Here is a 26,609-nt window from a genome sequence, read left to right as displayed (position 1 = left end):
CCGAGGCGTTCCTATGCGCCTCGTCGACCGCCTATGCGTGTGACCACCCGATTCATGGCCTCCGCCGGGCGCTCCGCGCTGAACTGGCCCTCAACGCCAGTCGACTGCACCGCCACCGACCTGATCGGCGGCGGGACCATGGAGGCGGTCCCATGACAACACCCCTGGCCGACTATGCGAAGTTCGCCGGCAGGCGCATCGCGATCGTCGAGCACATGCAGAACCATCCGTTCGTCCTCGGCCTGCACCAGGCCCGTGAGCACGGTCTGGAGGTGTGGCTGCTCACCGGTGACCGGTCCTGGTACACCCACGGCCACGACTGGGACTCCCACCCGCTCGCCGCGGCCGTCGACCGTGTGATCGACGTCGACACCACCGACCTGGAAGCGGTGGTGTCCGTGGTGACCGGCGACGACGGCGCTCCCCTCGTGGACGGTCTGACGTCGTTCTCCGACTACCACACGGTGCTCGCCGCGCAGGCGGCCCGGCGGCTCGGTCTGCCGGGTCCCGATCCCGCGGCCGTGGAGACCGCCAACGTCAAGGACCGGCTGCGCGTCGCGCTCGGCGACGTTCCGTTCAACATCCCGCACATGCTGGTGAGCGGAGAGGAACAGCTCGACGAGGCGGCGAAGCGGCTGGGCTTCCCGATGATCGCCAAACCGCCCGCGGAGGCCATCAGTTACGGAGTCCGCCGCGTCGACGACATGGCCCGGCTCGTCGAGGCATGGCGGGAGCTGTCCGGGATACGGCACAGCCTGCGCGGGCAACCACGGTCCGGGGACGTGCTGTTGGAGACATACGTCGAAGGTGTCGAGGTCAGCGTCGAGACGATGACGGTGGACGGGTACACGCATGTCTTCGGCGTCACCTCGAAGGACCTGTTCGGTGACCCGGCCTACATCGAGTGCGGGCACACCTTCCCCGTGCCGCTGTCCGACGACGAGCGCGACGCGCTCTACGCCGTGGTCCGCGACACCCTGAAGGCGATCGGGTACGACCGCGGGCCGTGCCACACCGAGGTCCGGCGCACTGTGTCCGGCTGGCGCGTCATCGAGGCCAATCCGCGTACGCCGTCGAGCTGCATGACCATGCTCGTCACGGACGTCACCGGGCGCAGCCCCATTCTGGACGCCTGGCTGCTTGCGATCGGCGAGGTCCCGCCGATCGAGCCCGTCACGCACTCCGGGGGCGCCGCCGTCCGCATGATCTACCCGCAGCGGCGCGGCACCCTCAAGCGGGTCGACGGTGTGCAGGCCGCCTCCGCGGTGCCGGGTGTCCAGGTGCTGCTGCACGTGGAGAAGGGCGACCACCTGTTGCAGCGCATGGACAACTCCTCCTGCGTCGGGTTCACCTACTGCAACGGGCCCGACCGCCTGGAGGCCCAGGCCCTCGCCGACAAGGCGGCCGCCTACCTCGACTTCGTGGTCGAGGAGGACGAGGCGGCGGAGCTGTGAGCGGCGCCGCGCACTATCCGGACAGCCAGGCGGACGTGCGGGCGGTGGCCGATGCCGCCGGGCTGCCCTCCGCCGGCTGGGACGGTCTGCTCGGCGCGGAGGACTTCTTCCAGACGTCCCGCTGGCTGGCCGTGCAGGAGCGCAACTCCGGCACCACGATGGACTTCCTCGTCCAGCACCGGGAGGAGAAGCCCGTCGCGGCCCTCGTCGCCGCGTGGGCCGACGACTCCGTGCCGTGGCTGCTCGCCCGGCCGGACGCGATGCTCTCCCGGGCCCTGGAGGACGGCGGCCCGCCGGAGGCCGCCGCCGTCCTCGCCGAGGTGGCCCAGGGCGACCCGGCATCGCTGCTGCCGTCCCTGGTGTGCGGCGGCCGGCACCTGGGCCGCACCCGGACGCTGGCGGGACCGGACGCGCTGCCCGCGGACGTCGAGGCGCTGGTGGTGCGGGCCGAGCAACTCGCCTCCGAGCGCGGGGCGGCGTCCGTCTGCTTCCCCCATGTGGACGTGCGGGACGCCGGGTTGGTGGAGCTGCTGCGCGCCCGCGGCTACCGCTCGCACCTCTCGGCGCACTACGCCTGGCTGCCCATTCCGCCCGGCGGCTGGGACCAGTTCCTCGCCGAGATGAGCAAGCACCGGCGCCGCCGGGTGCGCCTGGAGCGCCGGGCGCTGGCCGAGGCCAAGGTCGAGGTCCACCTCGAACCGCTGACCAAGGCGCTGGCCCCGCGCCTGGGCGAGCTCGACTGCAACCTGCTGCGGAAGTACGGCAATCCGGCCAGCCCGGAGCACTCGGCCGGGCTGCTGAGCTGGATCTCCGAGGTCATGGGCGACGACGCCATGGTCTCGGTGGCGCGCAAGGACGGCGCCATCATCGGCTTCGGCATGGTGCTGCGCTCCCGGGCCCGCGGCGAGGAGCAGTGGTTCGGCCACCGTGCCGGATTCGACTACGACGCCCAGGGCAAGCTGCCGCTCTACTACGACGTCCTGTACTACCGCGTCCTCGAAGCCGCCGCGCGCGAGGGCGTGTCCGTCCTGCACGCCGGGATCGGCAGCGTCGAGGCGAAACTCGCCCGCGGTTGCCTGGCGAGCGAGGAGCACTCGTTCCTGCTGCGGCTGCCGCGCACGGGCTCCGGGAAGGAGACGACCACACGATGAGTATGAGCAGGGGAACGGGCAGGGAAACGGAACCACGCACCACCGCGGGCGCGGGCCTGGGCGGCCCGGGCTGGAACGCCGCCGTCGGTTCGGCGGTGAACCCCTCGGACGTACGCGGCGGAACCCTGCGTCTGGTCTCCTCGGCCGACGTGGACTCCCTCGACCCGGCCCGCACCTACTACGTGTGGGTGTGGCTGCTGCAGAGGATGCTCAACCGCACCCTCATGGCCTACCCCACGGACCCGGGCCCCGCCGGGCTCGTCCCCGCCCCGGACCTCGCCGAGGGCCCCGGGCGGGTGAGCGACGGCGGCCGCACCTGGACCTACCGGCTGCGCCCCGGCGTGCGCTACGACGACGGCACCCCGATCACCTCGGACGACATACGCCACGCCGTACAGCGGGTGTTCGCGCAGGACGTGCTGCCCGGCGGCCCGACCTACCTCGTACCGCTGCTGGACGATCCCGGACGGCCGTACCCCGGCCCGTACCGGACCGACGAACCGCTCGGGTCGGTGCGGACGCCGGACGAGCGCACGATCGTCTTCCATCTGCGCCGCCCGTTCTCCGACTTCGACCATCTGATGGCGCAGCCCTGCACGGCCCCGGTGCCCCGGCGCGCCGACACGGGGGCGGACTACGGGGAGAACCCGCGCTCCAGCGGCCCGTACCGCGTGGCCCTCCACCGGCCGGGCAGGTTCCTGCACCTGGAGCGGAACCCGTACTGGGACCGTGCGACGGACCCGGTCCGGCCCGCGCTGCCCGACCGGGTGGAGCTGACCATCGGGGTGGACGTCGACGAGCTCGACGAACGGCTGATCGCCGGGGAGTTCGACATCAACCTCGAAGGCCGGGGGCTCCAGCACGCGGCCCAGAACCTGGTCACGGCGGACGGCGTCCTGCGCTCCCGTACGGACAACCCGCGCACGAGCTTCCTGCACTTCGTGTCCCTCCAGCCGCACATCCCGCCGTTCGGCGACGTGCACGCGCGCCGTGCCGTGCACTACGCGGCCGACAAGATCCTGCTCCAGCAGGCGCGCGGCGGCCCGGTCACCGGCGGCGACCTCACCACGGCGCTGTTCCCGCCGCGGCTGCCCGCGCACCAGCCGGGCCTGGACCCCTACCCGACGGGCCCCGACCTGCGCGGTGACCTCGACGCGGCGCGCGCCGAACTCGCCGCCGCCGGGCTGCCGGACGGCTTCGACGCGGTGATCGGCACCCAGCGCGGCAAGTTCCGGCTGGTCGCCGACGCGGTCGCCGAGTCGGTGGCCAGGGTCGGCATCCGGCTGACCGTGAAGGAGCTGGACGTCGCGAGCTACTTCAGCCTGGGCGCCGGACATCCGGAGACGATCCGCGAGCACGGCCTCGGGCTCATCGTCACCGACTGGGGCGCCGACTTCCCCACCGAGTACGGCTTCCTCGCACCGCTCGTGGACGGCCGCCAGATCAAACGCAACGGCGGCAACTGGAACATCTCCGAGCTCGACGACCCGCGCGTCAACGACCTCATCGACCAGAGCCTGCACACCACCGACCCCGCCGAACGGGCCCGCCAGTGGGGCGCCGTCGAACGCCTGGTGATGGAACACGCCGTGATCCTTCCCCTGGTCCACGACAAGACCCTGCACTTCCGCAATCCGTGGGTCACCAACGTGTACGTCCATCCGGCCTTCGGGCTGTACGACGTCCAGGCGATGGGCGTCGCCGCCCCCGTACCCGACCGGGAGAACACCCCATGAACGACGACCGCATCCACGGCCTCCGCTTCAGCCCGCTGGCCGCCGACGACGAGGCCACGGTCGTCCAGTGGCTACGGCTCCTCGACGACTCCGCCGGAGACGTGCCGGGGTCCGCACCGCCCTGCGCCGTGGACATGCGGGGCTCCCTGCGCTTCCCGCCGCCCGCCACCAAGCTGGAGGACTGGGTCGTACGCCATGACGGGTCCGACGGGAGGGACGGGCGGGTCGTCGGTGCGCTGCGGCTGGCGCTGCCCGACGGTGCCGATGTGGCGCGGGTGGACCAGCTGCTGGTCGCCCCTGGGTTGCGGCGCCGGGGTATCGGGCGGGCGTTGTACGAGCGGGCGGTCGGCATCGCCGCGGGGCACGGCCGTTCGGCGCTGGCCGCGACCGTGGTGGAGGCGCTGCCCGGCGGTCCGGCACGGGACGCGGGACCGGCGGCCTTCGCGGCGGCGGTGGGCGCGTCGCGGGCGTCGGTGCCGGCGGGGGTGCACCAGTGGCTCGACCTGGGCGCGCATGATCCGCTGACCGCGGGCGTTCCCGAGGTGCCGGAGGGGTACGCCCTCGTCACGTGGGGGACCGTCACGCCGGACGAGTACGCGGTACGGGTGTCTCTTCTCGAACAGTCGCTGGGGGATGAGGCGTTCGAGGAGGTTGACGAGGAGCGGGAGGTCGGGACCAGTTACGCGCGGGAGTTCGAGACCATGCGGGTGGGGCGGGGGCGGCGGGCGTACCACACCGGTGTCGTCCACGAGGAGAGCGGCAGACTCGCCGGGTACACCAGTGTTTCGAAGACCACCGGCAATCCCTCGTACGCGCTTCAGGGGATGACGGTGGTGCATCGGGGGCATCGGGGGCGTCGGTTGGGGATGCTGCTGAAGCTGGCGAATCTGGAGTATGTGCTGCGGCATGAGCCGGAGGTTCGGCTCGTGGAGACCGCTAACGCGGAGGACAACCACGCGATGATTGCGGTCAACTCATCTATGGGGTTCGTGCCTTATGAGCGGTGGGTGTCCTGGACCGGGCTCGTCGGTTCGGGGGGCTGATCGTTGGTTCGGAGGGTGCGGGTTCGTCGTGGCTGGTCGCGCAGTTCCCCGCGCCCCTTAAGGGGCGCGGTTGTGGACCGGAGTTCATGGGATCCGTTGCGCCGAAATGGGGTCCACCCTGTCCCTGCCAGGACCCCGAGCACCACCGCCGATCCGCCCCCCAGCGACCAAGCCGTCAGCTCCTCGCCCAGCACCGCCCACGCCGCCGCGACCCCCACCACCGGGACCAGCATGGAGAACGGGGCCACGGTTCCCGCCTCGTAGCGCTTCAGCAGGGTTGTCCAGATGCCGGAGCCTACGACGGAGCCGGCCAGTGCGGTGTAGACCAGGGCTGCCAGGCCGGGCCAGCCGTCGGTGCTGAAGGAGTTGGCGAGGGCGTGCCAGCCGGTGGTCGGGCCCTCCATGGCGGCTGAGAGGGCGAGGAGCGGCAGGGGCGGTACGACGGACATCCAGAGGGCGAAGCGGAGTGGATGGTCGGGGCGGGCCTGCCGGCTGGCGATGTTGCCGAACGCCCAGCCGAGTGCCGCGATCAGGGTCAGCAGCAGTGGGAGCAGCGCGGCGCTGCGGGCGCGTTCCACCGCGATCACGGCCATGCCGAGCACGGCGAGGGCGACCCCGGCCAGCTGCCGCCGGGAGACCCGCTCGCCCAGCAGCAGCGCGCCGAGCAGCATGGTGAACGGCGCCGACGCCTGCACCACGACCGAGGCCTGCCCGGACGGCATGCCCTGGTCGATGGCGAGGAAGAGCAGCCCGAACTGGAGGACTCCGAAGCCGAGTCCGTAGACCAGCAGCCAGCGCACCGGTGCCTTCGGCCGGGGTACGAACAGGATCACCGGCACGGCCAGGACGACGAAACGCAGCGCGGAGAGGAAGAACGGCGGGTAGTGGTCGAGCCCGATCCGCACGGCGAGGAAGTTCAGCCCCCACAGCACGGCGACGAGAACGGCGAGGAGACGGTCCCTGACGCTCACCGGGCGGCTTCCGCGGTGGTTCCTTGGCCGTTGCCCGGTTCGCCGTCCGGTTCGGTTTCCAGGAGGCCGGACTCGACGACCCGCCCGCCGAGCCAGCGCAGGAACTGTCCGTCGCCTATCAACTTCTGTTCGTCGGCGGCCTGTTGCAGCACCAGCACGTGCCGTACGCCGGCCCGGTTCTCCAGCAGCCAGCAGAACATCATCACGCCGGGGCAGGAACCGGCCTTGAAGAACACCCGGGGCCATTTCTCGCGGTCGATGACGAGACCGGGGTACGCGGTGAGGATGTCCTCGACGGTGCCGGTCGTGTCGCGCTCGCCGTCGTCGGCGAGTCCGCGCAGCACCTCCAGCACGTCGTAGGCGCTCATGTGCCAGTCCAGGCCCAGCTGGTGCACCGTCTCGCCCAGGTCGCCGATGCTCACGCTCAGCGGCCGCGCGAGCCGCGGAAGCAGTTCCCGCCGGCCCGCCTCGTCGCGCTCGGTCCATGCCGCGCGCAGCTCCGGCGCGCCCCAGCCGATCTCGAACAGCTCACGGCTGTAGAGGAACGGCCGCAGCAGGGCGGGGTCGTGGTGTCCGGAGTCCGCGACGGCCCGCTCCACGGCGGCGCGGCCGAGGCGCTCCGCGATCAGGTCGGCGCCCGTGTTGTCGCTGAACGCGATCATCTTGTACGCCGTCTCGCGCACCGTGACGCGCGTGCCGTCGGGCAGTTCCTGCATGTCACCGGTGGGCAGGCTGCGCAGTTCGGGCCGTACGGTCACCTCGTCGTCCCAGGACAGCTCACCGTTCTCGACGGCGCGCACGAGGGCGCGCATGACGTAGAGCTTGTACGACGAGCCGGCGGGCATCGGCCGGCCGGCGTCCGTCTCGTGCAGGACGACGGTCCGCCCCGGCTCCAGGCGGGCGGCCAGCACGGAGTGGGCGACGCCCGGTATCCGTACGACGTCCTCCAGCTGGTCCCAGTCGCGTACTTCGGGAACCACGATCTCGGGCTGGAAGTTCAGGCCGCGGACCAGGCCGTTGGAGTCGATGGTCACCGCGAGGGTGTGGCACGCGCCGTCCGCCCCGGCGAGGTCCGTCCAGCTCTTGTGCGCGACGGAACGGTAGGACCGGACCGTGAACGGGCCCTTCGTACGCCACTCCCGCAGCGTCGCCGAGAAGCCCCCGAGGTACCTGCCGGGGAACACGGACACCACACGCCCCTCCGTGCACGCGTCCGAGGCGAGCCCGGCCGCCGTCAACAGCCCCACCGCCCACCGGGAGGCGTCCCCCACCAGGGTGCCGTCCGCCGCGAGTGCCGCCTCGGCGGCGGACGGGGCGGACGGGGCGGACCGGTCTGATGAGGCAGACGGGGCGGATTCGGGGACTTCGATCATGATCGCTCCTTGTCGGCCGCTGGGCGCGGGCGTTCAGTGCTCGCTGACCGTGATGGCGCCGCACGGGCACAGGTCGGCGCAGAGGCGGGCGGAGGCGTGCAGTTCGGGTGAGGAGGGGGTGGGGTCGAGGAGGACCACGGTTCCGGTGGCGGGGTCCTGGTCGAAGAGGTCCGGTTCGGTCGCCGCGCACCGGCCCATGGCGCAGCACGCGTCCCCGTCGACGGTGATGGTGAAGGCCGGACGGCGTACGTCACTTGTGTCCGCTCCCCCGGTGTCGCTCACGTCCGTGTCGCCCACGTCGGCATCACTCATGTCGGCGTCAGTCACGTCCGCGTCGCTCACCAGGTCACCGGGAGCGCGCCGAGCCCGTAACTGGACACCTCGTGGCGGAAGTCCAGCTCCTCGAACGGCACGGCCAGCCGGACACCGGGCATCCAGCGCAGTACGGCGGCCAGCATCTCCTCGATCTCGACCTTGGCGAGCCACTGCCCCAGGCACTGGTGGATGCCGTGGCCGAAGGCGAGATGGCGGCGGGCGTCGCGGTGCGGGTCGAGGGTGTCGGGGGACGGGAAGACCCGCTCGTCGCGGTTGCCCGCCGAGAGCGAGAGGACGACTCCCTCGCCGGCCCTGATCGTCACGTCGTCGAGCTGTACGTCCTCGGTGGCGGCCCGGGCCAGTCCGTTCTGCACGATGGAGTGGAAGCGCAGCAACTCCTCGACCGCCTTGGGCAGCAGGCCCGCGTCCTTGGCCAGGGCGTCCGCCAGGCCGGGATCGGTGGCCAGGCTGAGCAGGCTGAGGCTGGCCTGGCTGGTGGTCGTGCCGTGTCCGGCCACCAGCAGCAGCCGGCACATCGGGACGAGCTCGTCGACGCTCAGCGTGCCCGGCCGGACCTGGTCGATCACCAGACGGCTGACCAGATCGGTGCCGGGATCGGCGACCCGCGACTCGACGAGCTCGCGCAGAAACCCGTCCAACTCGTCCCGTGCAGCGGCCACTTGGTCGGGCGTGTAGCCGCGGTCGATGAGGATCGCGCTGCGGCTCTCGATGAAGTCCCGGCTGTCGTCGGACACCCCGAACAGCAGGGTGATGACCCGGGACGGCACGGGCGTCGTCAGACCGGCGACGAGATCCACGGGCCGCTCACCGGCGACAAGCTCGGCCAGCATCTCGTCCAGGAACTCCCGCAGTACCGGGCGCATTTCCTCCGCCTTGCGGGCCAGGAAGTCGCGGGTGAGCATCGAGCGCAGCCGGGAGTGGTCCGGGTCGTCCATGCGAATGAACGAGGCCGTGTGGGGTGCCGCGCGCACCAGCTTCGAGGTGGGGGTCAGCATCGGGAAGCCGGGGGCGGACGTGACCGCGGTGAACCGGCGGTCGCCCAGCACGGCCCGGGCACCGGCGTGCGAGGTCACCAGCCACACCTCGCTGCCGTCCCACAGCGTCACCCGGCTCGCGGCGCGTCCGGCCCGGAGGGCGGCGAGCTGCGGCGGCGGGTCCACGGGGCAGACGCGGGGCATCGGGTACGACGGTGCCGCCGCCTTCTCTTCCTGGAGCGCTGCGTCGTTCTGCATCATCCACCGCCTATCGCTCTGTCGCTGCGCAGGTCGCCGCACAGGGGTCGCGCCGACGTGCTGTCGCCGTCCCAATCTGCCGTGCCCGCGGGGAGGCGTCCTGGCCTGCGCCCCGGCGTGCATAACCGGCCGGAAACAGTCATAACTTGCGGCGCCTGGAGGCATTCACCGCGCAATGGCATTCCTGCTAACGTCCTGACGTCCTGACGGAATTCTCAAGAACGCACGGACATTCGCGCGCAATGCCGCCAGCCCACCGCACCGGGGGAAATGATGACTTCAGCACTGCAGGGGAAAGTCGCGCTCATCACGGGTGCGAGTTCGGGAATCGGCGAGGCCACGGCACGGGTGCTGGCCGCCGAGGGTGCCGCCGTCGCCGTCGCGGCCCGCCGCGTCGACCGGCTGCACGCCCTGAGGGACGAACTGGAAGCCACCGGCGCCACCGTCCACGTACTCGAACTCGACGTCACCGACGAGCGGGCGGTCCAGGACGCCGTGCGCTCGACCGTGGAGACGCTGGGGCGGCTGGACGTCCTGGTGAACAACGCCGGGGTGATGCTGCTGGGTCCCGTCGAGGGGGCCGACACCACGGACTGGACCCGCATGATCAACACCAATGTCCTGGGCCTGATGTACATGACCCACGCGGCCCTGCCGCACCTGCTCAAGAGCCAGGGAGCGGTCGTGCAGATCTCCTCGATCGCCGGGCGCGTGGCGGGCCGTGGCGCCGCCGGCTACAACGCCAGCAAGTTCGCCGTGAACGGATTCAGCGAGGGGCTGCGCCAGGAGGTCACCGAACGCGGGGTGCGCGTGGTCGTCATCGAGCCGGGCACCGTCGAGACCGAACTGCGCGAGCACATCACCCACGCGCCGACGAAGGCCGCCATCGAGGAACGGGTCGCCAAGATCCGGCAGTTGCAGAGCACCGACATCGCCGAAGCGGTGCGCTACGCCGTGACGGCGCCCTCGCACATGACGGTCAACGAGATCTTCATCCGCCCGACCGACCAGGCCTGACCCATGACCTGACGGTCTCGGTCTCCGGGCACGAGGAGAGCCCGGAGAGAGGACGCGCCTAAGATCGCCGCAGAAGCCACAAAGAATTCATGTGAACCACTGCGGACAATCAAGCGGCACAGTCCTTCACCAAAAGGAAACCGACATTGTCTTCCGGGTCAGAAATAAAGCCTGCGTATCTCCTTCCCTTTCCCTTCACCCGCCCCGATCTGTCGTTGCTCGACGCGGTCGGGCAGTGCGGGGATCTCGCGGAAGTGGCCCGGCGCACCGGGTCGCGGCACGGCGCCGTCGAGCGTCAGCTCGACCGGCTGGACAAGACCGTCGGCCTCCCGCTGACCCTGCGCAGCCGCCACACCGCGCGGCTCACCTCGGCGGGCTCGCGCCTGCTGGTGGCCGGGCGCCGGTTCTTCCGCCAGGTCGACCTCGCCGTCCAGACGAACATCTTCGGGCGCGGCTCCGAGGCGGTGGACGCGCCCGCCGTCCTGGCCATCGCCTCCGCGGAACCCCTTCTGGAGGACGTGGTCGAGGACGCCGCGGCCTCGCTGGACATCCTTCTGTCGGTCCACCACGACACACCCCAGCAGGTCATGCGCAAGCTGGCCGGCTACCACGTCGACGCCGCGCACACCTGGAGCCTCGACACCCCGGGCAACTCGGCCGAGCGGGCGGTGCGCACGTACGGCGTCCTCGACGATCCGCTGTGGGTCACGCTGCCGTCCGGTCATCCGCTGGCCGGCCGGGACGCGGTCTCGCTGGCGGATCTGCGGGACGAGAGCTGGGTGTCCGAGGTCGGCCCCGACTCGGAGATCCTGGTGGCCCGGGTCTTCCAGGCCGCCGGTCTGCCCGCACCCGCCGCGCTGCACGTCACCGGCGCCTCGGTGGCCCGGGGAATGCTGCGCCGCGGCGACGCCATCGGGCTCGGCTCCCCCACGCATTCGGCCGTGCTCGCGCCCTCCGTGGTGCACCGCCCGGTCGTGGAGCGCCCGCACCGCTCCACCAGCCTCCTCGTCGATCCGACCGTCGTACCCCGGGCGCTGGCCGAGCAGTTGGCCGCGCTGCTCGCGGACCGCTATCTGCAACGGTTCGCCGAGCACCACCAGGACCTGCTGCGCGACCCGTGGTGGACACGCTGGCACCGCGACCAGACAGCCAGGTTCAGCCGCCCCGTGCGCCCCGCACAGGAGTCGACGGCGCCGACCGCGACGCCCGCCACCCGGAAGTTCGACGTCGAGGACCTGCACCTCCTGCGGGCGGTGGCACGGCACGGCAGCATCAACCGGGCGGCCACCGTGCTGTCCATCAGCCAGTCCGCGCTGACCCGCCGTATCCACCGGCTGGAACTCGGCCTCGGCGCAAGGCTGTTGCTGCGCAGCGCCCGCGGCACGGACCTGACGACCCCGACCCGGCGGTTCCTGCACCAACTGGGCCGTTTCGAGGCCGAGTTCCATGACGCGGCGGCGTCCTGCCGGAGCATCGCCCTGCCGGCGAGCCAGAGCCACCGGCAGGACAACGCCCCGCGGGCTCAACTCGCGCCGAGCGCCACGTAGTCGTACATGCCGAACGACCCGGTGACGTACACATTGCGGGCGTCCGGGTGCCGGTACAGCAGCGAGCGCGGGTACAGGTACGGCACGATCACCGCGTGCTCCATGGTGAGCCGGTCGATGCGGTGCCAGATCTCCGCGCGCTCGGCCGGATCGCCGGAGGTCGCACCGCGGTCGAGGAGCCCGTTGATCTCCGGGTCGTCGAGCTCGCCCATGTTCTGGTTGCCGCGCTCCTTGATCGCCCGCCCGTCGACGATCTGCTGCAAGAACCCGTACCCGTCCGGGAAATCAGCCCCCCACCCGAACATGATGATCCCGATCCCGTGCTCGCGCAGATAAGCCGGGCACCCTCCGTAGATGTCGAAGTAGTCACCGGAAGGAAAGTCCAGGACCTCGGCCTCGATCCCGACCCGGGCGAGCCCGGCGGCCAGCGCCTCGGCGGCCCGGTACTCCTTGAGCCGGTCCTTGCGGGCGGCGATCTTCGTACGGAACCCGTCCGGCATGCCAGCGGCGACGAGCTCGGCGCGGGCGGCGTCGAGGTCTCCGGTCCCCTCACTCCCCACCGGATACCGGTCGAAGTCCTGGTACCCGTCGATGGTCGGCGGCAGGATGGTCGTGGCGATGTCCCCGCCCACCGAACCGCCGTACGCCGCCTGCATGGCGGCCTTGTCCGTGGCGAACTGCACGGCCCGGCGGGCGTGGACGTTGTCGAACGGCGCGATCCTGCTCGACAGGCAGTAGATCCAGGTGAACCCGGTCAGCGGGTTGTCGGCGTCGGCCCGCAGCGCCGGATCGGCGAGGATCCGCTCCTGTGTGGACGGCTGCACCCCGAACCCGGCGAGGTCGATGTGCGCCTCGCCGGCCAGCAGCATGCGGTCCACCTCGTGCGGGTCCTTGCCGAGGTGCACCTCAATGCGCCCGGCCCGCTGCCCGCGGACCGGGTCGGTCGCCGGGTCCCAGTGCGGATTGGGTTCGAGTACGGCCAATTCGCCCCGGGTGTACGAGACGACGCGGTACGGGCCCGTCGCGACCGGGCGCAGACGGTACTCGGCGCCGGTGTCCAGGTGGCGCGGGACCGGGGTGGTGCTGGGCATGGTCGCCAGCAGGTCGAGTCCCGCGAACGGATTCTCCAGGCGGAAGACCAGGGTGCGGTCGTCGGGGGTCTCCAGCGTGACGGGGCCGTCGGCGTCGGGCTCGCGCCAGGGGCCGCCGTAGTCCGTCCCCAACAGGTGCCGGAAGTAGGTGGGCCCCGCGCCCAGCACATCAGTCCCGTAATTGCTCCTGGCGATGGCGTACTTGACGTCCCTCGACGTCACCGGGCTGCCGTCCTCGTACCGCAGCCCGGGCCTGAGCCGGTACGTCCACACCCGGCCGCCCTCGGACGGCTCGCCCAGCGACTCGGCGAGGTCCGGGACCAGGTGTTGGCCTGCCTTGCCCGGGGCCGTGTCGAAGGTGACCAGGGTTCGGCCGATGAGGCGGAGGAAGTTCCAGGTGTAGGCGTAGTACGTGTTTCCGGGGTCCAGTGAGTCGAAGTCGTCCGTGCGTACGAGGCGGAGCGTGCCGCCGCCGCCCAAAGTCCCGGCGGGCCGGACCACCCCCCTCACGCCCGCATCGAACCCGCTTCCCTCAGTTCCCTCAGGCGTCGGCCTCGCACTCCCCATGTTCCTGTATCCCTCCTCGCGATGCGCTTTCCCTCATCTTGTGGGGGGTGGGGGGTGGGGAGGGGAGCCTCGGACGGTGCACGCATAGCCTTCGGCGGGTCGGTATAGCCGGGGCGTGGGCAGGGCGTCTTTCGCCCCCGCCGCCCCTACCCGTCCCATCCCGTTCCTGGGGGCTGCGCCCCCAGACCCCCCTAAAAGATTGCGCAGTTCCCCGCGCCCCTGAAAGACGGGGGTGGTTCGTCGGCTGCGGGAGCGTGGGGGTTGCTCGCGCAGTTCCCCGCGCCCCTTTTAGGGGCGCGGGGAACTGCGCAATCTTTTGGACCAGCCCCCACCCACCCGCAGGCAACACACAACCCACGGGGTCGAAGGGGCGGAGCCCCTGGAGGATGGGACGGGTAGGGGCGGCGGGGGCGGAAGAAGGTGCCGACGTCAGGTGGTGTACTCCGAGTTCAGCCGCACATACCCCTCGGTGAGATCGCACCCGTACACGGTGAACGCCCCGTCCGCGATGCCGAGGTCGATGCCGATGATCACCTCGTCGCCGTCGAGGTGCGCGGCGACGGCGGCACGCACCGCGTCGTCGTCGGCACGGGGCGGGTACACCTCCACCTCCCCGAAGCGGATCGTCACCGCGTCCTGGTCGATGTCGGTGTCGTCGGAGCACTTGCCGATGGCCATAGAGACCCGGCCCCAGTTGGGGTCACTGCCGTGCACCGCTGTCTTCACCAGCGGAGAGTTCACGACGGTCTTCCCGACCCGCTTGGCCTGCGCAGCGTCACGCGCGCCCGTGACCTGGACCTCGATGAGCTTGCTCGCCCCCTCCCCGTCGCTCGCGATGTCCTTGACGAGGGCGAGGGCGGCTTCGTACAGGACCGACTCGAACTCGACGGGATCGACGTCGCCGGCCAGCCCGTTGGCGAACAGCACCGCCGTGTCGCTGGTCGACGTGTCCGTGTCGATGCTCACCGCGTTGAACGTCCGGTCCATCACGCGCCGGAAGATCCGGTCCTGCTCGGCGGGGTCGAGCCGCGCGTCGGTGGCGAAGAACGTCAGCAGCGTCGCCATGTCCGGCTCGATCATGCCGACGCCCTTGGCGATGCCGACGAGCGTCGCGTCGCCGCACCGCAGCCAGACCTCCTTGGGCCGGGTGTCGGTCGTCATGATGGCGCGGGCCGCCCGGTCGAAGCCGCCCTCGGGGAAGGGCCAGGACAGCGACTTGAGGTGCTCCCGGATCTGCGGCATGGGGTACTGGCGGCCGATCACCCCGGTGGAGGCGATGAGGAGTTCGCCCTCGGGCACCCCGAGGGTGCGCGCCACGGACTCGCGCACCTCGCGCGCGTTGGCCTCGCCCTCCCGCCCGGTGGCGACGTTCGCGTTGCGGGCCAGCACCACCACACCCCGCGCCCGCCCGTCGGCGACCGCGTCCCGGCTCAGCAGGACACTCGGCCCGGCGAACCGGGAGCGGGTGAACACCCCGCTGACCTGGGCCGGGACCGTGGAGGCCAGCACGGTGAAGTCGTCCCGGCCGTCGTCGGCGAGACCGATCGGCGCGGTGTGCACGACGAAGCCCCGTGGGGTCGCCTTCGCTTCGGAGTCGGGCATGGTCATCGTCTCCCGTCTGCATTACTTCCAGTACTTCAGCATATTCATGCATCGCGATCGGAGCGACACGAACGATCCCACCGATCCGAACGCGCCGCAGCCCCCTCCCGGACACGGAGAGGGGGCGCGGTCGGCCGTACGGACGGTGCCGTGCTTACCGGCGCGGCGCGAACGTCACCACGTCGCCCGCCCGCTCGCCGCCCGACAACTGCCCGTTCCGGTCCGTGCGGATGTACACCCGGTGCAGCCAGCGGTCCTTGCCGTCCCAGCGCGGGCTGAACGGCGTACGGGCGTGTGTGGTGCGGAAGTTGTCGATGATCAGCAGGTCGCCGGGGGTGAGCTTCACGGACTCCGTGACGTCGTCCAGGGCCTTGGAGAGGGCGGCGACCGCCTCCTTGTCCGCCGGCTCCACGGGGGCCAGCAGCTCTCGGTCGTAGCCGAGGTACGGGTCCTTCTCGTCGCCGTACAGCGGCTTGACCTCGGCTATGGCGCCCGGGTCCTCGACGCCGCCGCGGAAGGCGACGTCCACGCAGCAGGGGAGCTTGCGGTCGAACAGCCGGGCCTTCGTCTCGTCGTCGAGGAGCCGCAGTGCCTTGCGCACCGAACCGACGAGTGTCTCGGCCCGGTGCTCGTGGTCCGCGCGGGAGCAGGCGAGCATGACGTAGTTCGGCTGGAGGACGTGGTACGCCATCTCCGTGTGGAACTCCAGGAGGGTCTCGGAGGTCTCCGAGGAGAGGTAGTGGGCGCCCGGCGACGGGTACACGTCGTGGTAGACCGTGCCCGAGCGCAACTCCGCGTAGCCGGTGTGGAGTCCGAGCCTGCGGCCGGTCACGGCGAGCATCGCCTCCATGACCAGCCGCCCGCGGTCCAGCGGCGCCGGGGTGGAGGTGGGCGTCTCGGGCAGCTCGTCTTCCGACTCCAACGGCAGCCCGCGCAGCAGCAGATAGCCGTCCTCGGTGCCCTCGGCGTTGAACTTGTCGAGCGCAGCGGCCAGTTCGCGCGGGAGCCGCGCGGACAGTTCCTTCGCCTTCTCCAGGAAGCCGTACAGGTCCGCGCGCGGCACCTCGGGAAGTTCGGCCGCGAGAGCGCGCAGCTGCTCCCGGTGCGCGGTGCAGTCAATGATCGGAGAAGCCATGGGTGCGATATCTCCTTTGCAGCGGTGGGCTACGTGGATGAGCTACATCGGGGGGCGATGGGCGCGGGCGTACTGGTAGAGCAGCTCCGCGCCGATCTCGGTCGCCAGGACGGAGGTGATCCCGGCGTGGTCGTAGAGGGGCGAGACCTCCATCACGTCGAAGCCGACCGGCTTGAGGTCACCGACGCAGCGCAGCAGCCCGAGGACCTCCCGCGAACTGAGCCCGCCCGGCGCGGGGGTGCCCGTCCCGGGGGCGAACGCGGGGTCGCAGACGTCGATGTCGACCGACACGTACACGGGCCGCTGGCCGACCCGCTCCCGGATGAGGGCCGCGGTGCCGGCGACTCCCCGGTCACCGAACTCGTCGGCGGTCACGACGCGCACGCCGTGGCCGCGGGCGTAATCGAGGGAGTCCGGCTTCGGGTTGTGGCCTCGGATGCCGATCTGCACCATCGCGGCCGGGTCGATGAGCTTCTCGTCGATGCCGTGCCGGAAGGGCGTGCCGTGGTGGTACTGGCCGCCGTAGAAGGCCGGGTTGGTGTCGGAGTGGGCGTCCAGGTGGACGACGGCGACCGGGCCGTGCTGTTCGGCGACGGCGCGCAGGGCCGCCACGGTCAGCGAGTGGTCGCCGCCGAGCATCATGAAGGCGGCGTTGTGCTTCAGCAGCTCCGCCAGGTGCCGCTGCGCCGTCTCGATGGCGATGTTCATGTCGAACGGGGTCAGATCGATGTCGCCGCCGTCGACGCAGTTGATGAGGTCGAAGGTGCCGGGGCCGCGGTCGATGCCGACACCGTGGATGAGCCCGGACTCGTTGCGGATGGCGCGCGGTCCGAACCGGGCGCCGGGCCGGTAGCTGGTCCCGCCGTCGTAGGGAGCGCCGATGACCACGACGTCGTAGCCGCGTGGCTCCTGTTCGAGCGGCAGGCGCATGAAGGTGGGGATCTGGGCGTAGCGGGGTGAGACGTGCGAGTCGATGCGTTCCACGGCTCAGTCGCCCTCCGGGGTCTCTACAGCGGTGGTCAGGAACAGGGACAGGAACCTGAAGACGGCGTACGGACTCATGCCGCCCCTCGTTCCAGCCGGTCGGCCACCGACCGCACCACCTCGGCGGTGCTCACCTCGCCCGGGTTCTGGCCGGCCACCACGGTGCGGTCGAACAGCTCCCGCACCACCTGCTGTTTCGCCGCGTCGACCGATCGCTCCGGGACGCCCTCCTCCAGAAGCAGCAGGGAGAAGGAGGAGGTGGTGCCCGACCCCTCGTGGACGCCCAGCTTGGGGCGTGTGACGGTCTGTTCGGGCAGCAGTCCGGCCATCGCGGCGCGCAGCACCCACTTGTCCCGCCCATAGCGGCGCTTGAGCCCGGCCTCCAGCGAGACGAGCAGGTCGAGCACGTCGCGGTCCCAGTAGGGGTGGGTGGACCAGTGGCCGGACAGGGTGGACAGCACCGGCGACATCTCGTTGAGGCCGTCGTAGGTCGCCATGTCGTACGCCACGGCCGTGTCCAGGTTCGGCAGCCGGTCCTCGCGGTGCATGCCCGCGAGCGGGATGTCGGCGCCGTACCCGGTCAGGACCCGGCGCGCGGGGCCGTCGAGGGCGCGGTAGAGCGCGACGAGCGGCAGCAGGTACTCGATGATGTGCGGGTCCTCGGACTCCGCCGCCCACACCGTGTACGGGAGTTGGCGCAGCAGGTCGGCGGTGGGGACGGTGATCTCCCGGTGCCGGGTGCCGAGGTGGTCGGCGACCGCCCGGGCCTGGACGAACTCGTCGGACACGTCGGTGCCCATCGACAGCGAGTCGATCGAACCGGCGGCCCGGTGCGCGAGGGCGGCGACCCCGGAGGAGTCGATGCCGCCGGACAGCACCACCAGCGGCGTACCGCCCGGTGCGATGCGCGCGCCCACGGCCCGGTCGAGGGCTGTGCGCACGGCTGCCACGGCGTCGTCCTCGTCCATGATCCGCCGGGCCAGGGGCGGGGCCCAGGTGCGGTGGGTCTCGGCCGTGCCGGAGTCGAGGTCGATGTCCATCACGGTGCCGGCGGGCACCTGGTAGACCCCGGGCAGGCCGCGCACCCGGCGGGCGTCCGCGAACGGGAAGCCCCGTGGACCGCCGTGCCCGGCCAGGGTCTTGGCCTCGGTGGACGCCGTGACCTCGCCGGGGCCCGCGCACACGTACAGCGGGACGGATCCGGCGTGGTCGGTGGCCAGCAGGACCCGCCGGCCGGTGCTGACGACGGCCGCGAACCGCCCGTTGACGAGGCGGAAGGCGTGCGGGCCGTAGCGGTGCAGCAGGTCCAGGAGGAGCTGTGCGTCGCCGCCCGGCTGCCCGGTCTTGGGGCCCAGTACGGAGTACAGGTCGTCGTGGTTGTAGATCTCACCGGCGATCAGCACGGCGGTGTCCGTGTCGCGTGCCTGGGCGGAGTCGGGTGGGAGCCCGGGGGCGTGCACCAGGGTCGCGCCGAGGGTCTGCGAGCGCAGGCTCAGTTCGACGCCGGTGTGGGTGCCCCGGGTGGCGAAGGCGGCCGGGGGGATCCGGCCCCCGCTCGGACGAGCGGAGGCCAGGAAACCGAAGGCCGCGGGAAGGTCCTGGGACTGGGAGACCATGATCAGATGCTCAGCGCTCCGAAACCGCCGGGCTGGAAGTCGTAGTTGATGGGGACCTCGATCAGGAAGGGGCGGCCCAGCTCGGCGCCCTTGCGCAGCGCGGCGAGCAGCTCCTGGCGGTCGGTCGCCTTGGTGGCCTCCACACCGTTGGCCTCGGCGAGGGCGACGAAGTCGACGCCGTTGAACTTGACCGCGGGGTCGTGGCTGCGGTGGTGGCCGATGTTCTGGTAGAGCTCGATCAGTCCGTTGGTGTCGTTGTTCACGACCACCGTCACGATCGGCAGGTTGAGGCGGGCGATGGTCTCCAGGTCCGCGCTGTTGGAGTGGAAGCCGCCGTCGCCGGCGATGAGGAAGGTGGGCTGGCCGGGGCGGGCGAGCTGGGCGCCCATGGCGGCGGGGATGCCGTAGCCGAAGCTGGAGCAGCCGGCCGAGGTGAGGAAGCCGAAGGGCTGGTCGGCGCGGGCGAACAGGACGCCGTAGTGCCGGAAGAAGCCGATGTCGGAGACGATCGTGCCCTCGCCCGCCCCGGCGACCTCCTCCATCACGGTGTTCATGGAGTCCATGACCTGGTGGACGCGCATGCCGTCCTCGTAGGCCGTCGGGTCCGCGAGGAACTCCGCGACGCGGGCGCGCAGCGGGGCGATGTCGTGCCGCTCCTTGGCCGCGAGGGAGGCCGTCGCCGTGTCGAGGTGCTCGACGAACGCGAGGACGTCGGTGACGACGTCGACGGTGGGCCGGTAGACGCGCGGGATCGGGTTGGCGGTGGGCGAGACGCGGACGGTCTTCTTCTCGGCGCCCTTCTGCCACATGGAGGGCCGCAGGTCCTCGGCGTAGTCGTAGCCGACGGTGAGGATGAGGTCCACCGGGGCGAACAGCGTTTCCAGGGCCGGGAAGTTCAGGATGCCGTCCATGTAGCCGGTGACGGCGCCGTAGTTCAGTTCGTGGCCGTGCGGCAGGACGCCCTTGGCGATGTACGTCGTGATGACGGGCACGTTGAGCCGCTCGGCGAGGGCGCGCAGCGCGGGGACCGCTCCGGAGCGGATCGCGGCGGCGCCGACGACCAGCACCGGGTGCTGGGCGTCCTTCAGGAGCTCGGCGGCCTCGTCGGCGGCCTTCTGCCAGCCGTCCGCGACCGCGCCGATCGGCTTGGCCGGGGTGTTCGCCGGCGGGTGCTGCACGGAGTCGTCGATGCCCTCGGAGGAGCCGAGCAGGTCGACCGGCAGGGAGATGAACGAGGGGCCGACGGGCTCGGTCATGGCCGCGGTCACGGCGGAGTCCACGAGGTCGGTGATCTCGTGCGGGCGCTCCAGCTCCACCGCGTACTTGGACATCGGCGCGATGATCGACACGGAGTCCAGGCACTGGTGGGTGTCGTTGGGGAAGATGTCGTGCGACTCGGACTGGGCCGCGAGGGCGATCACCGGCGAACGGTCCAGGACCGAGGTGGCGATGCCGGTGGAGAGGTTGGTCATGCCGGGGCCCAGCGTGGCCCAGCACGCCTGCGGGCGCCCGGTGATGCGTGCGAGGACGTCGGCGGCGACACCGGCGGTGAACTCGTGCCGGGTGAGGACGAAGTCGATGCCCTCGACCTCGTCGAAGAGGATCGACGCGGCCTCCCGGCCGACTACCCCGAACACCTTCTCCACACCATGGTCACGCAGTCGCGCCAGGAGGGCGTGCGCGGCGGTCGGCTTGTTGCTGGGGCCGGTCGATACACGGGACATGGATGGTCTCCAGACTCGGTCAGCGGTGGACACTTCGCGCCAACCCTGACCAGGACCGCTCTTCGCTCCCTCTCCCCGGGATATCGGGGAGCGCGCGGAGAGAAACAGAAGACCGGCGGAGCGAAGGGCTCCGTTTCGGCTCTCGTCTTCGGCTCGCATCTCGGCTCTCATTAATTCGGACAGCCTGCGTCCGATATCACTTATGGAGGAACCGTGAATCCGATGAGTTCCGGCCACTGTTGACCGGGGCGCGAGTCGTTTCGGGGACATTTCCTTCTGAGGTCTAGACCACATAAACCGGTCGTCGACCGTTCTCGGCCAGCCCTCCTGCCCGTATTTGGCCGAGACCGCTCGACCGACAAGCGGAGGGGCCACCACCTGTGAATCCGAGCCAGACCTTACCGTCTTCTTTACCTTGTCTTGAACTATGTGTTCGAGGAGAGACCGAAGAGAGAGAGGCGATTAATCTGCGCCACATGAATCGTTCCGATGGCTACGTTGACTACCCGCGGTACGACAGGCGTCGGTCCCGTCGTCGCGCGGTTGTATCAACGTTTGTGGCACTTGCGGCGACCGCTGGAATCGGCTACTGGGCCTACAACGCCCTGGTCGGAGACGACGGTGACGACGGAAGCGACCCACAGGTAGCCGCGGCCACCGGACGGCTGAACACGTTCCTCGACGCATGGGAGGCGGGCGACGCCAAGAAGGCGGGCGGGCTGACGGACACGCCGGACAACGCCGAGTCGTTGATCAAATCCGTCATGACGAACCTGAAGCCGTCGAAGACGGAGATCACCGCCGGCACCGGGAAGCGGGAAGCGGAAGGGGAAGTAGAGATTCCGTTCACCGTGAAGATGTCCCTTTCCGGGGCGGGCGATTACCAGTGGGATTCGAAGGCGAAGCTCGCCAAGAAGAGCGGACGATGGACCGTTGAATTCCATACACCGCTGATTCACCCGGCGATGGTTCCGGGACAGACCCTCGCCCTGGAGTCGCGGGAGCGAGCCGCCGTCCTCGACAAGAATGGCGACGAGCTCCGGTCCGCTTCTCTTGTGGGCGCCGTGGACCCCGAGACCGGCAAAGGGATCTCCGGCCTCCAGGCCCGCTACGACAAGCAGCTCACCGGCGGCGGAGGCAAAGCCCAGTCGGTCGTGATCCTGGAACGCCAGAGCGGCCGCGTCGTCAAACAGCTCACCGGCTCGGGAAGCAGCACGGGCAAGCCGGTGAAGACCACGATCGACCCGAAGGTGCAGGAAGCCGCCGCCGAAGCGCTCGACGGAGTGAAGAAGAACGCGGCCATCGTCGCCATCGACCCGAGCAACGGTCACATCCTGGCCGCGGCCAACATGCCCTCCGGCATGAACCGCGCCCTGGAGGGCCGTTACCCGCCCGGCTCCACCTTCAAGGTCGTCACCTCCGCCGCCCTGCTGAAGCAGGGGATGCGTCCCACCGACCGGGCGGACTGCCCCAAGTTCGCCTACGTCAACGGCCAGCGCTTCGAGAACCAGAACCAGTTCGTGCTGCCGTCGGGATCGACCTTCAGGGACGCCTTCGCCAAGTCCTGCAACACGTTCTTCGTCGGCGCCCGCGGGAAGCTGTCGAACACCGCCCTGCACGACACGGCGGAGGCCTTCGGGATCGGCGGCTCCTGGGACGTGGGCACCACGACGTACGACGGAAGCATCCCGGTCACGGAAAGCGACAACGACAAGGCCGCCTCCACCATCGGACAGGCCAGGCTCCAGGCGTCGCCGCTGGTCATGGCCTCGATCGCGGCCACGGTGAAGGAGGGCGAGTTCAAGCAGCCCGTCCTGGTGCCCGACGCCGTGAAGAAGAAGTACGAGGCCCCCTCACGACTCGACGCGAACGTGGTCGGCAGCCTGCGCGAGATGATGCGCGCGACCGTCACCTACGGCGCCGGCTGGGCCCTCAAGGACCTGCCCGGCGAACCCCACGCCAAGACGGGCACCGCCGAGTTCGGCAAGCAGACCCCGCCGCGCACCCACGCCTGGATGATCGGCTACCAGGGCGACCGCCAGATCGCCTGGTCGGTTCTCCTGGAGGACGGCGGGTCGGGCGGATCCGACGCGGGCCCCATCGCGGCGAAGTTCCTCAAGAACCTCAACTAGACCCAGGGCTGTCACCCCAGCCATCAGGACCCATCAGGAGCATCAGGAGCCACCAGGAGATCTACCCATCCGCGACCGGAGCAGCGGTCACGGAGCACTCACGGACCGACGGCACGGGGGAAGCAGCCGCACGATTCGACGAAGCGTCACCGGGAGCGGCCCAGCCGCGCCACGGGTGGCGGTTCCCCCCGTTCCCGTCACCACCTCAACGCCTGTTGGGCGACGGCTTGATTCACACATACAAGGGGGAACCGTCTTGAACAGCAGGACCAGCCTGACGATCCAGCTTCTTGGCCCCGTGACCCTGTTGAGAGACGACGTTCCGATACCCGTCCGGGGTCAGCGGCAGCGACGTTTCCTCGCTTCCTTGGCGCTGAAGCCCGGACAGGTCACCACCAAGGAAGCGATCATCGAGGACTCGTGGGACGGCGAGCCGCCGCTGACCGTCTCCGGCCAGCTGCAGACCTCGGCCTGGATGATCCGTACGGCCCTGGCCGAAGCGGGGCTCACCCGCGACGCGCTCGGCTCGCACGCCCTCGGCTACGAGCTCCGGGTCCCCGCCGACCGCATCGACGTGTTCGTCTTCCGCGACGCGGTACGGCACGTCCGCGAGCTGCACGCCCGCGGCCAGTTCCAGCTCGCCTCCGAGCGCCTCGACAGCGCGCTGGCCATGTGGCGGGGCGCGGCCCTCACCGACGTCACCTCGGCCCGGCTGCGGATGAAGGGGGAAGGGCTGGACCGCGAGCGCACGTCGGCCGCCGAGCTACGCGCGCTGATCGACGTCGGCCTCGGGCACTACGGCGAGGCGATCTCCCAGCTGTCGGAGCTCGTCGACCACGACCCGCTGCGCGAGGACCTGTACGCCGGCCTGATGAAGGCCTACTACGGCGAGGGCCGCCAGGCCGACGCGATCCGGGTCTTCCACCGGGCGAAGGAGATCCTGCGCGAGCAGATCGGCATCAACCCGGGAGCGCGGCTGAGGGAACTGATGCAGGCCATCCTCCAGCAGGACGAGCAGCTTCTGAGGGCGACCGGGGTTCCGCTGTCGGGCGACCGGGTGTGCTGAGCCGACGGGGACAGCTGACGGCCGTGGGTCCGCTGTCCCCGATGCCGCCCCACCCGCAACACCGGCCCCAATGACCGAAAATCACCCCATACGTCATCACCTGCCGTAGCGTTCCTCGCACTCAAGGTCGTCAAAGAGAGCGTGGCAGCACATGGCCGGGCGACGTACGGTCCTCAAGGGAGTCCTGGCGGCATCGGGTGCGGCGGCGTCCGCGACCGGACTGGTCGGAGCGGCACCGACGAGCCGGCGGGGCGCGCCCTACGCCACCCGGGTGCAGATGCGCTGGCTGGGCGTCTCCGGCTGGGAGATCGTCATCGACGGCCGCCGCAGCATCCTCTTCGACCCGTATCTGAGCCGTATGCCCTACCGGAACGCGAAAGGCGCCCTCGACCCCCGGCTGCCCCTGCGGCTCGACCGGGCGGCGGTGGAACGGGTGGCCGCCCGGCACCTCACCGGACCACCCGAGCTGATCCTCGTCAGCCACGGCCACTTCGATCACGTGGCGGACGTTCCGCAGCTCCTGGCGCGCCCCGCCTGGGAGAAGCACCGTGTCCGGGCGATGTGCGACGAGACCGTACGTCATCTGCTGAGCGCCATGGACACACCCCGCACCCGCCTGGACGATGTGATTCAGGTCAAGGGCGGCGAGTACCTCCAGTTCGACGGATACACCGTGGAGGTCTTCCGCAGCCTGCACAGCCAGCAGCCCGACCACGGCTACTTCGCCCCGGGCCGCAAGACCGCCCCGCCCCGGCGCCCCACCGTCCTGGGCGACCTGGTCGAGGGCGACACGCTCGCCTACCAGCTGACCGTGGACGGCGGCCCGAGCATCCTGCTCATGGGCGCGAGCAACTTCGCCGAGCGGGAACTGTCCGGCATCCGCCCCGACATCGCGGCGATCGCGATGACCTCCCACTCGGCGCTCCACCGCTACGTCGAGCGTCTCCTCGCCGCCATCGGCAACCCGTCCCTCCTCATCCCCACCCACCACGACGACATGACCACCCCGCTCACCGACGCCCCGTCCCTCCTGGCGGCGGCCACCCCCACCACCGCGGCCAAGGAACTCGACGCCGCCTCCGCCCCCGCCTCCCGCGTCCTCAGCCCCCAGCACCTGAGGGCCGTGGACGTCACGGCGGCACTGACCTAGGGCCCGGCTTCCCGACGGCGCCGAACTTTCGGTTGCCGGTGAGCGGGTTCATGCTGGGAACAGCAGCTCCGCGTTCTTCGGCCGGAGTGCGCCACACGTACCCGGAGGGCGCCATGAGCCTGCCTTCTGTTCCGCCCGCGACGCACCCCTCGCCGGGCCCGGGAGCGACGGACAAGGGGCTCAAGGGCGGTGCGCTGGGGCTGTTCTCCAGCACGGTGATCGGCCTGGCCTCCACGGCCCCCGCCTACAGCCTCGCGGCGACCCTCGGGGTCATCGTCGGGATCGTGGGCTTCCAGTCGCCGATCGTGGTCGTCCTCGCGTTCATCCCGATGTTCCTGATCGCCTACGGCTACAAGGAGCTCAACCGGGCGGACCCCGACTGCGGCACCACCTTCACCTGGGCCTCCAGGGCGTTCGGCCCCCGTACCGGCTGGCTGGGCGGATGGGGCATCGTCGCGGCCGACATCATCGTGATGGCCAATCTGGCCCAGATCGCCGGGGCGTACGGCTTCCAGCTGGTGGGCGCGGACGGACTGGCGCAGGACACCTTCTGGGTCACCGTGGTCGGCGTGGTGTGGATCGCCGTGATGACGCTGATCTGCTACATCGGCATCGAGATCTCGGCGAACCTGCAGAAAGTGCTGCTCACCATCGAGATCGTGGTGCTCTTCCTGCTGGCGATCACCGCACTGGTCAAGGTGTACGGGGGAACGGGGCCGAGCGTCTCGTCGGAGCTCTCGTGGTCGTGGTTCAACCCCGCCCGGATCGACTCGCTCGACGCTCTCACCAAGAGCGTGCTCGCCGGTGTGTTCATCTACTGGGGCTGGGACACCGCCGTATCGGTCAACGAGGAGACCATCGACCGCGATCGCACGCCGGGCCGCGCCGCCGTCATGTCCACCGTCATCCTGCTGCTCGTCTACCTGATGGTCACCACGGCCGCGCAGGCCTTCGCCGGAGTCGGAGAGCACGGTATCGGCCTCGCCAACCCGGACAACTCCGGAGACGTCCTGTCCAGTCTCGGCGCCGAGGTCTTCGGCACCGGGGGCTGGGGCGAGACCGCCACCAAACTGCTGATCCTGATGGTGCTCACCTCGGCCGCCGCGTCCACCCAGACCACCATCCTGCCGACGGCACGCACCACGCTCTCCATGGCCGCCTTCAAGGCCATCCCGGACCGCTTCGCCCGTATCCACCCGCGCTTCCTCACCCCGACCTGGTCCACGGTGGGCATGGGCCTGGCCTCCATCGCCTTCTACGTCATGCTGACCCGGGTGAGCGAGAACGTCCTGGCCGACTCGATCGGCTCGGTCGGCCTGATGATCGCCTTCTACTACGGACTCACCGGGTTCGCCTGCGTCTGGTACTACCGCAAGGTCCTCACCCGCAGCGCCCGCGACCTGTGGACGAAGGGCATCATGCCCGGCCTCGGCGGTGTCCTGCTGCTCTACTTCTTCGTCAACGCCTGCGTCGTGTACTCCGCCGCGGACTACGGCAGCACCTCGTGGACGCTCCCCTTCCCGCCGCACTGGCGGCTCGGCGGCGTCTTCGTCACCGGTATCGGCGCACTGCTGCTGGGCGGCGTCCTGATGGTGGCGTACCACGTGATCCGTCCGGGCTTCTTCCGCCAGGAGACCATCCCCGTCTCGGCGCACGAACCGGACGGGCCGTGAGGGGTGCGG

20 protein-coding genes are annotated in these 26,609 nt (G+C 70.6%); 10 read left to right on the top strand and 10 right to left on the bottom strand.

Annotated elements, in window-relative coordinates; all coding sequences use genetic code 11:
- Positions 1 to 152: 152 nt before the first annotated feature.
- Genes OG975_RS26655 through OG975_RS26640 form a run of 4 tightly spaced genes read left to right on the top strand, consistent with a single transcriptional unit; the run spans position 153 to position 5,384 of the window.
- On the top strand, positions 153 to 1,454 hold the full coding sequence (locus OG975_RS26655) for an ATP-grasp domain-containing protein (RefSeq protein ID WP_406331913.1): 1,302 nt from the start codon (positions 153 to 155) through the stop codon (positions 1,452 to 1,454).
- Positions 1,451 to 2,605 (top strand): GNAT family N-acetyltransferase, encoded by a 1,155-nt coding sequence (locus tag OG975_RS26650; RefSeq protein WP_406331912.1) that lies wholly within the window; start codon positions 1,451 to 1,453, stop codon positions 2,603 to 2,605. The genes OG975_RS26655 and OG975_RS26650 overlap by 4 nt, the downstream gene beginning before the upstream one ends.
- Positions 2,602 to 4,341 carry an ABC transporter substrate-binding protein gene (locus OG975_RS26645; RefSeq protein ID WP_406331911.1) on the top strand — a complete coding sequence of 580 codons (1,740 nt, stop codon included), beginning with the start codon at positions 2,602 to 2,604 and terminating at the stop codon, positions 4,339 to 4,341. Before OG975_RS26650 ends, OG975_RS26645 begins: the two co-directional genes overlap by 4 nt.
- Entirely contained in the window at positions 4,338 to 5,384 is a 1,047-nt protein-coding gene (locus tag OG975_RS26640; protein ID WP_406331910.1) for a GNAT family N-acetyltransferase, read from the top strand. The genes OG975_RS26645 and OG975_RS26640 overlap by 4 nt, the downstream gene beginning before the upstream one ends.
- On the opposite strand, the gene OG975_RS26635 is transcribed toward OG975_RS26640, so the two are convergent.
- From OG975_RS26635 to OG975_RS26620, 4 genes are read right to left on the bottom strand one after another with little or no spacing between them, the layout of a single operon-like run.
- Positions 5,336 to 6,355, bottom strand: a complete 1,020-nt coding sequence (locus OG975_RS26635; RefSeq protein ID WP_406331909.1) for an EamA family transporter — start codon at positions 6,353 to 6,355, stop codon at positions 5,336 to 5,338. The two genes, OG975_RS26640 and OG975_RS26635, sit on opposite strands and share 49 nt — an antisense overlap.
- The gene (locus tag OG975_RS26630; RefSeq protein ID WP_406331908.1) at positions 6,352 to 7,728 is read right to left on the bottom strand and encodes a serine hydrolase; all 1,377 of its coding nucleotides are present in this window, start codon (positions 7,726 to 7,728) and stop codon (positions 6,352 to 6,354) included. The genes OG975_RS26635 and OG975_RS26630 overlap by 4 nt, the downstream gene beginning before the upstream one ends.
- A 33-nt stretch (positions 7,729 to 7,761) precedes the next feature.
- Positions 7,762 to 8,040 (bottom strand): ferredoxin, encoded by a 279-nt coding sequence (locus tag OG975_RS26625; RefSeq protein ID WP_406331906.1) that lies wholly within the window; start codon positions 8,038 to 8,040, stop codon positions 7,762 to 7,764.
- A gap of 26 nt (positions 8,041 to 8,066) precedes the next feature.
- On the bottom strand, positions 8,067 to 9,296 hold the full coding sequence (locus OG975_RS26620) for a cytochrome P450 (RefSeq protein ID WP_406331904.1): 1,230 nt from the start codon (positions 9,294 to 9,296) through the stop codon (positions 8,067 to 8,069).
- Between the two features lie 273 nt (positions 9,297 to 9,569).
- Between OG975_RS26620 and OG975_RS26615 the strand changes: the two genes are divergently transcribed.
- Positions 9,570 to 10,313 carry an SDR family oxidoreductase gene (locus OG975_RS26615; protein WP_330306356.1) on the top strand — a complete coding sequence of 248 codons (744 nt, stop codon included), beginning with the start codon at positions 9,570 to 9,572 and terminating at the stop codon, positions 10,311 to 10,313.
- 146 nt (positions 10,314 to 10,459) lie between these two features.
- Positions 10,460 to 11,860 (top strand): LysR family transcriptional regulator, encoded by a 1,401-nt coding sequence (locus OG975_RS26610; protein ID WP_406331903.1) that lies wholly within the window; start codon positions 10,460 to 10,462, stop codon positions 11,858 to 11,860.
- On the opposite strand, the gene OG975_RS26605 is transcribed toward OG975_RS26610, so the two are convergent.
- From OG975_RS26605 to OG975_RS26580, 6 genes are all read right to left on the bottom strand, one after another.
- Positions 11,836 to 13,518, bottom strand: coding sequence for an ABC transporter substrate-binding protein (locus OG975_RS26605; RefSeq protein WP_406331902.1), 1,683 nt, complete (start codon positions 13,516 to 13,518; stop codon positions 11,836 to 11,838). The two genes, OG975_RS26610 and OG975_RS26605, sit on opposite strands and share 25 nt — an antisense overlap.
- Positions 13,519 to 13,947: 429 nt before the next feature.
- Positions 13,948 to 15,120 (bottom strand): bifunctional glutamate N-acetyltransferase/amino-acid acetyltransferase ArgJ, encoded by a 1,173-nt coding sequence (gene argJ, locus OG975_RS26600; RefSeq protein WP_406331901.1) that lies wholly within the window; start codon positions 15,118 to 15,120, stop codon positions 13,948 to 13,950.
- A gap of 154 nt (positions 15,121 to 15,274) precedes the next feature.
- Positions 15,275 to 16,255: a clavaminate synthase Cs1 gene (gene cs1 / locus OG975_RS26595; protein WP_406331900.1), complete on the bottom strand. Its 981-nt coding sequence runs from the start codon at positions 16,253 to 16,255 to the stop codon at positions 15,275 to 15,277.
- A 42-nt stretch (positions 16,256 to 16,297) separates the two neighbouring features.
- Positions 16,298 to 17,239 carry an agmatinase gene (gene speB, locus OG975_RS26590; protein WP_369261007.1) on the bottom strand — a complete coding sequence of 314 codons (942 nt, stop codon included), beginning with the start codon at positions 17,237 to 17,239 and terminating at the stop codon, positions 16,298 to 16,300.
- Between the two features lie 74 nt (positions 17,240 to 17,313).
- Positions 17,314 to 18,855, bottom strand: a complete 1,542-nt coding sequence (locus OG975_RS26585) for an asparagine synthase-related protein (protein WP_406331899.1) — start codon at positions 18,853 to 18,855, stop codon at positions 17,314 to 17,316.
- Positions 18,856 to 18,857: 2 nt separating this feature from the next.
- Entirely contained in the window at positions 18,858 to 20,579 is a 1,722-nt protein-coding gene (locus OG975_RS26580) for a thiamine pyrophosphate-binding protein (protein ID WP_406331898.1), read from the bottom strand.
- Between the two features lie 557 nt (positions 20,580 to 21,136).
- Between OG975_RS26580 and OG975_RS26575 the strand changes: the two genes are divergently transcribed.
- The 4 genes from OG975_RS26575 (at position 21,137) to OG975_RS26560 (ending at position 26,600) form a co-directional block, all read left to right on the top strand.
- Positions 21,137 to 22,711, top strand: a complete 1,575-nt coding sequence (locus OG975_RS26575; RefSeq protein WP_406331896.1) for a penicillin-binding transpeptidase domain-containing protein — start codon at positions 21,137 to 21,139, stop codon at positions 22,709 to 22,711.
- A 367-nt stretch (positions 22,712 to 23,078) separates the two neighbouring features.
- Entirely contained in the window at positions 23,079 to 23,777 is a 699-nt protein-coding gene (locus OG975_RS26570) for a BTAD domain-containing putative transcriptional regulator (RefSeq protein WP_406331895.1), read from the top strand.
- A gap of 151 nt (positions 23,778 to 23,928) precedes the next feature.
- A complete protein-coding gene (locus OG975_RS26565; protein WP_406331893.1) occupies positions 23,929 to 24,927 on the top strand; it encodes an MBL fold metallo-hydrolase in 999 nt (332 codons plus the stop codon).
- 113 nt (positions 24,928 to 25,040) lie between these two features.
- On the top strand, positions 25,041 to 26,600 hold the full coding sequence (locus tag OG975_RS26560) for an APC family permease (RefSeq protein ID WP_406331892.1): 1,560 nt from the start codon (positions 25,041 to 25,043) through the stop codon (positions 26,598 to 26,600).
- Positions 26,601 to 26,609: the final 9 nt, after the last annotated feature.

The organism is Streptomyces sp. NBC_00203 (assembly GCF_045206325.1).
GTDB lineage: Bacteria > Actinomycetota > Actinomycetes > Streptomycetales > Streptomycetaceae > Streptomyces > Streptomyces lutosisoli.
Note: the sequence above shows the minus strand (reverse complement) of the source record. Positions and strands in the feature narration are given on the sequence as shown.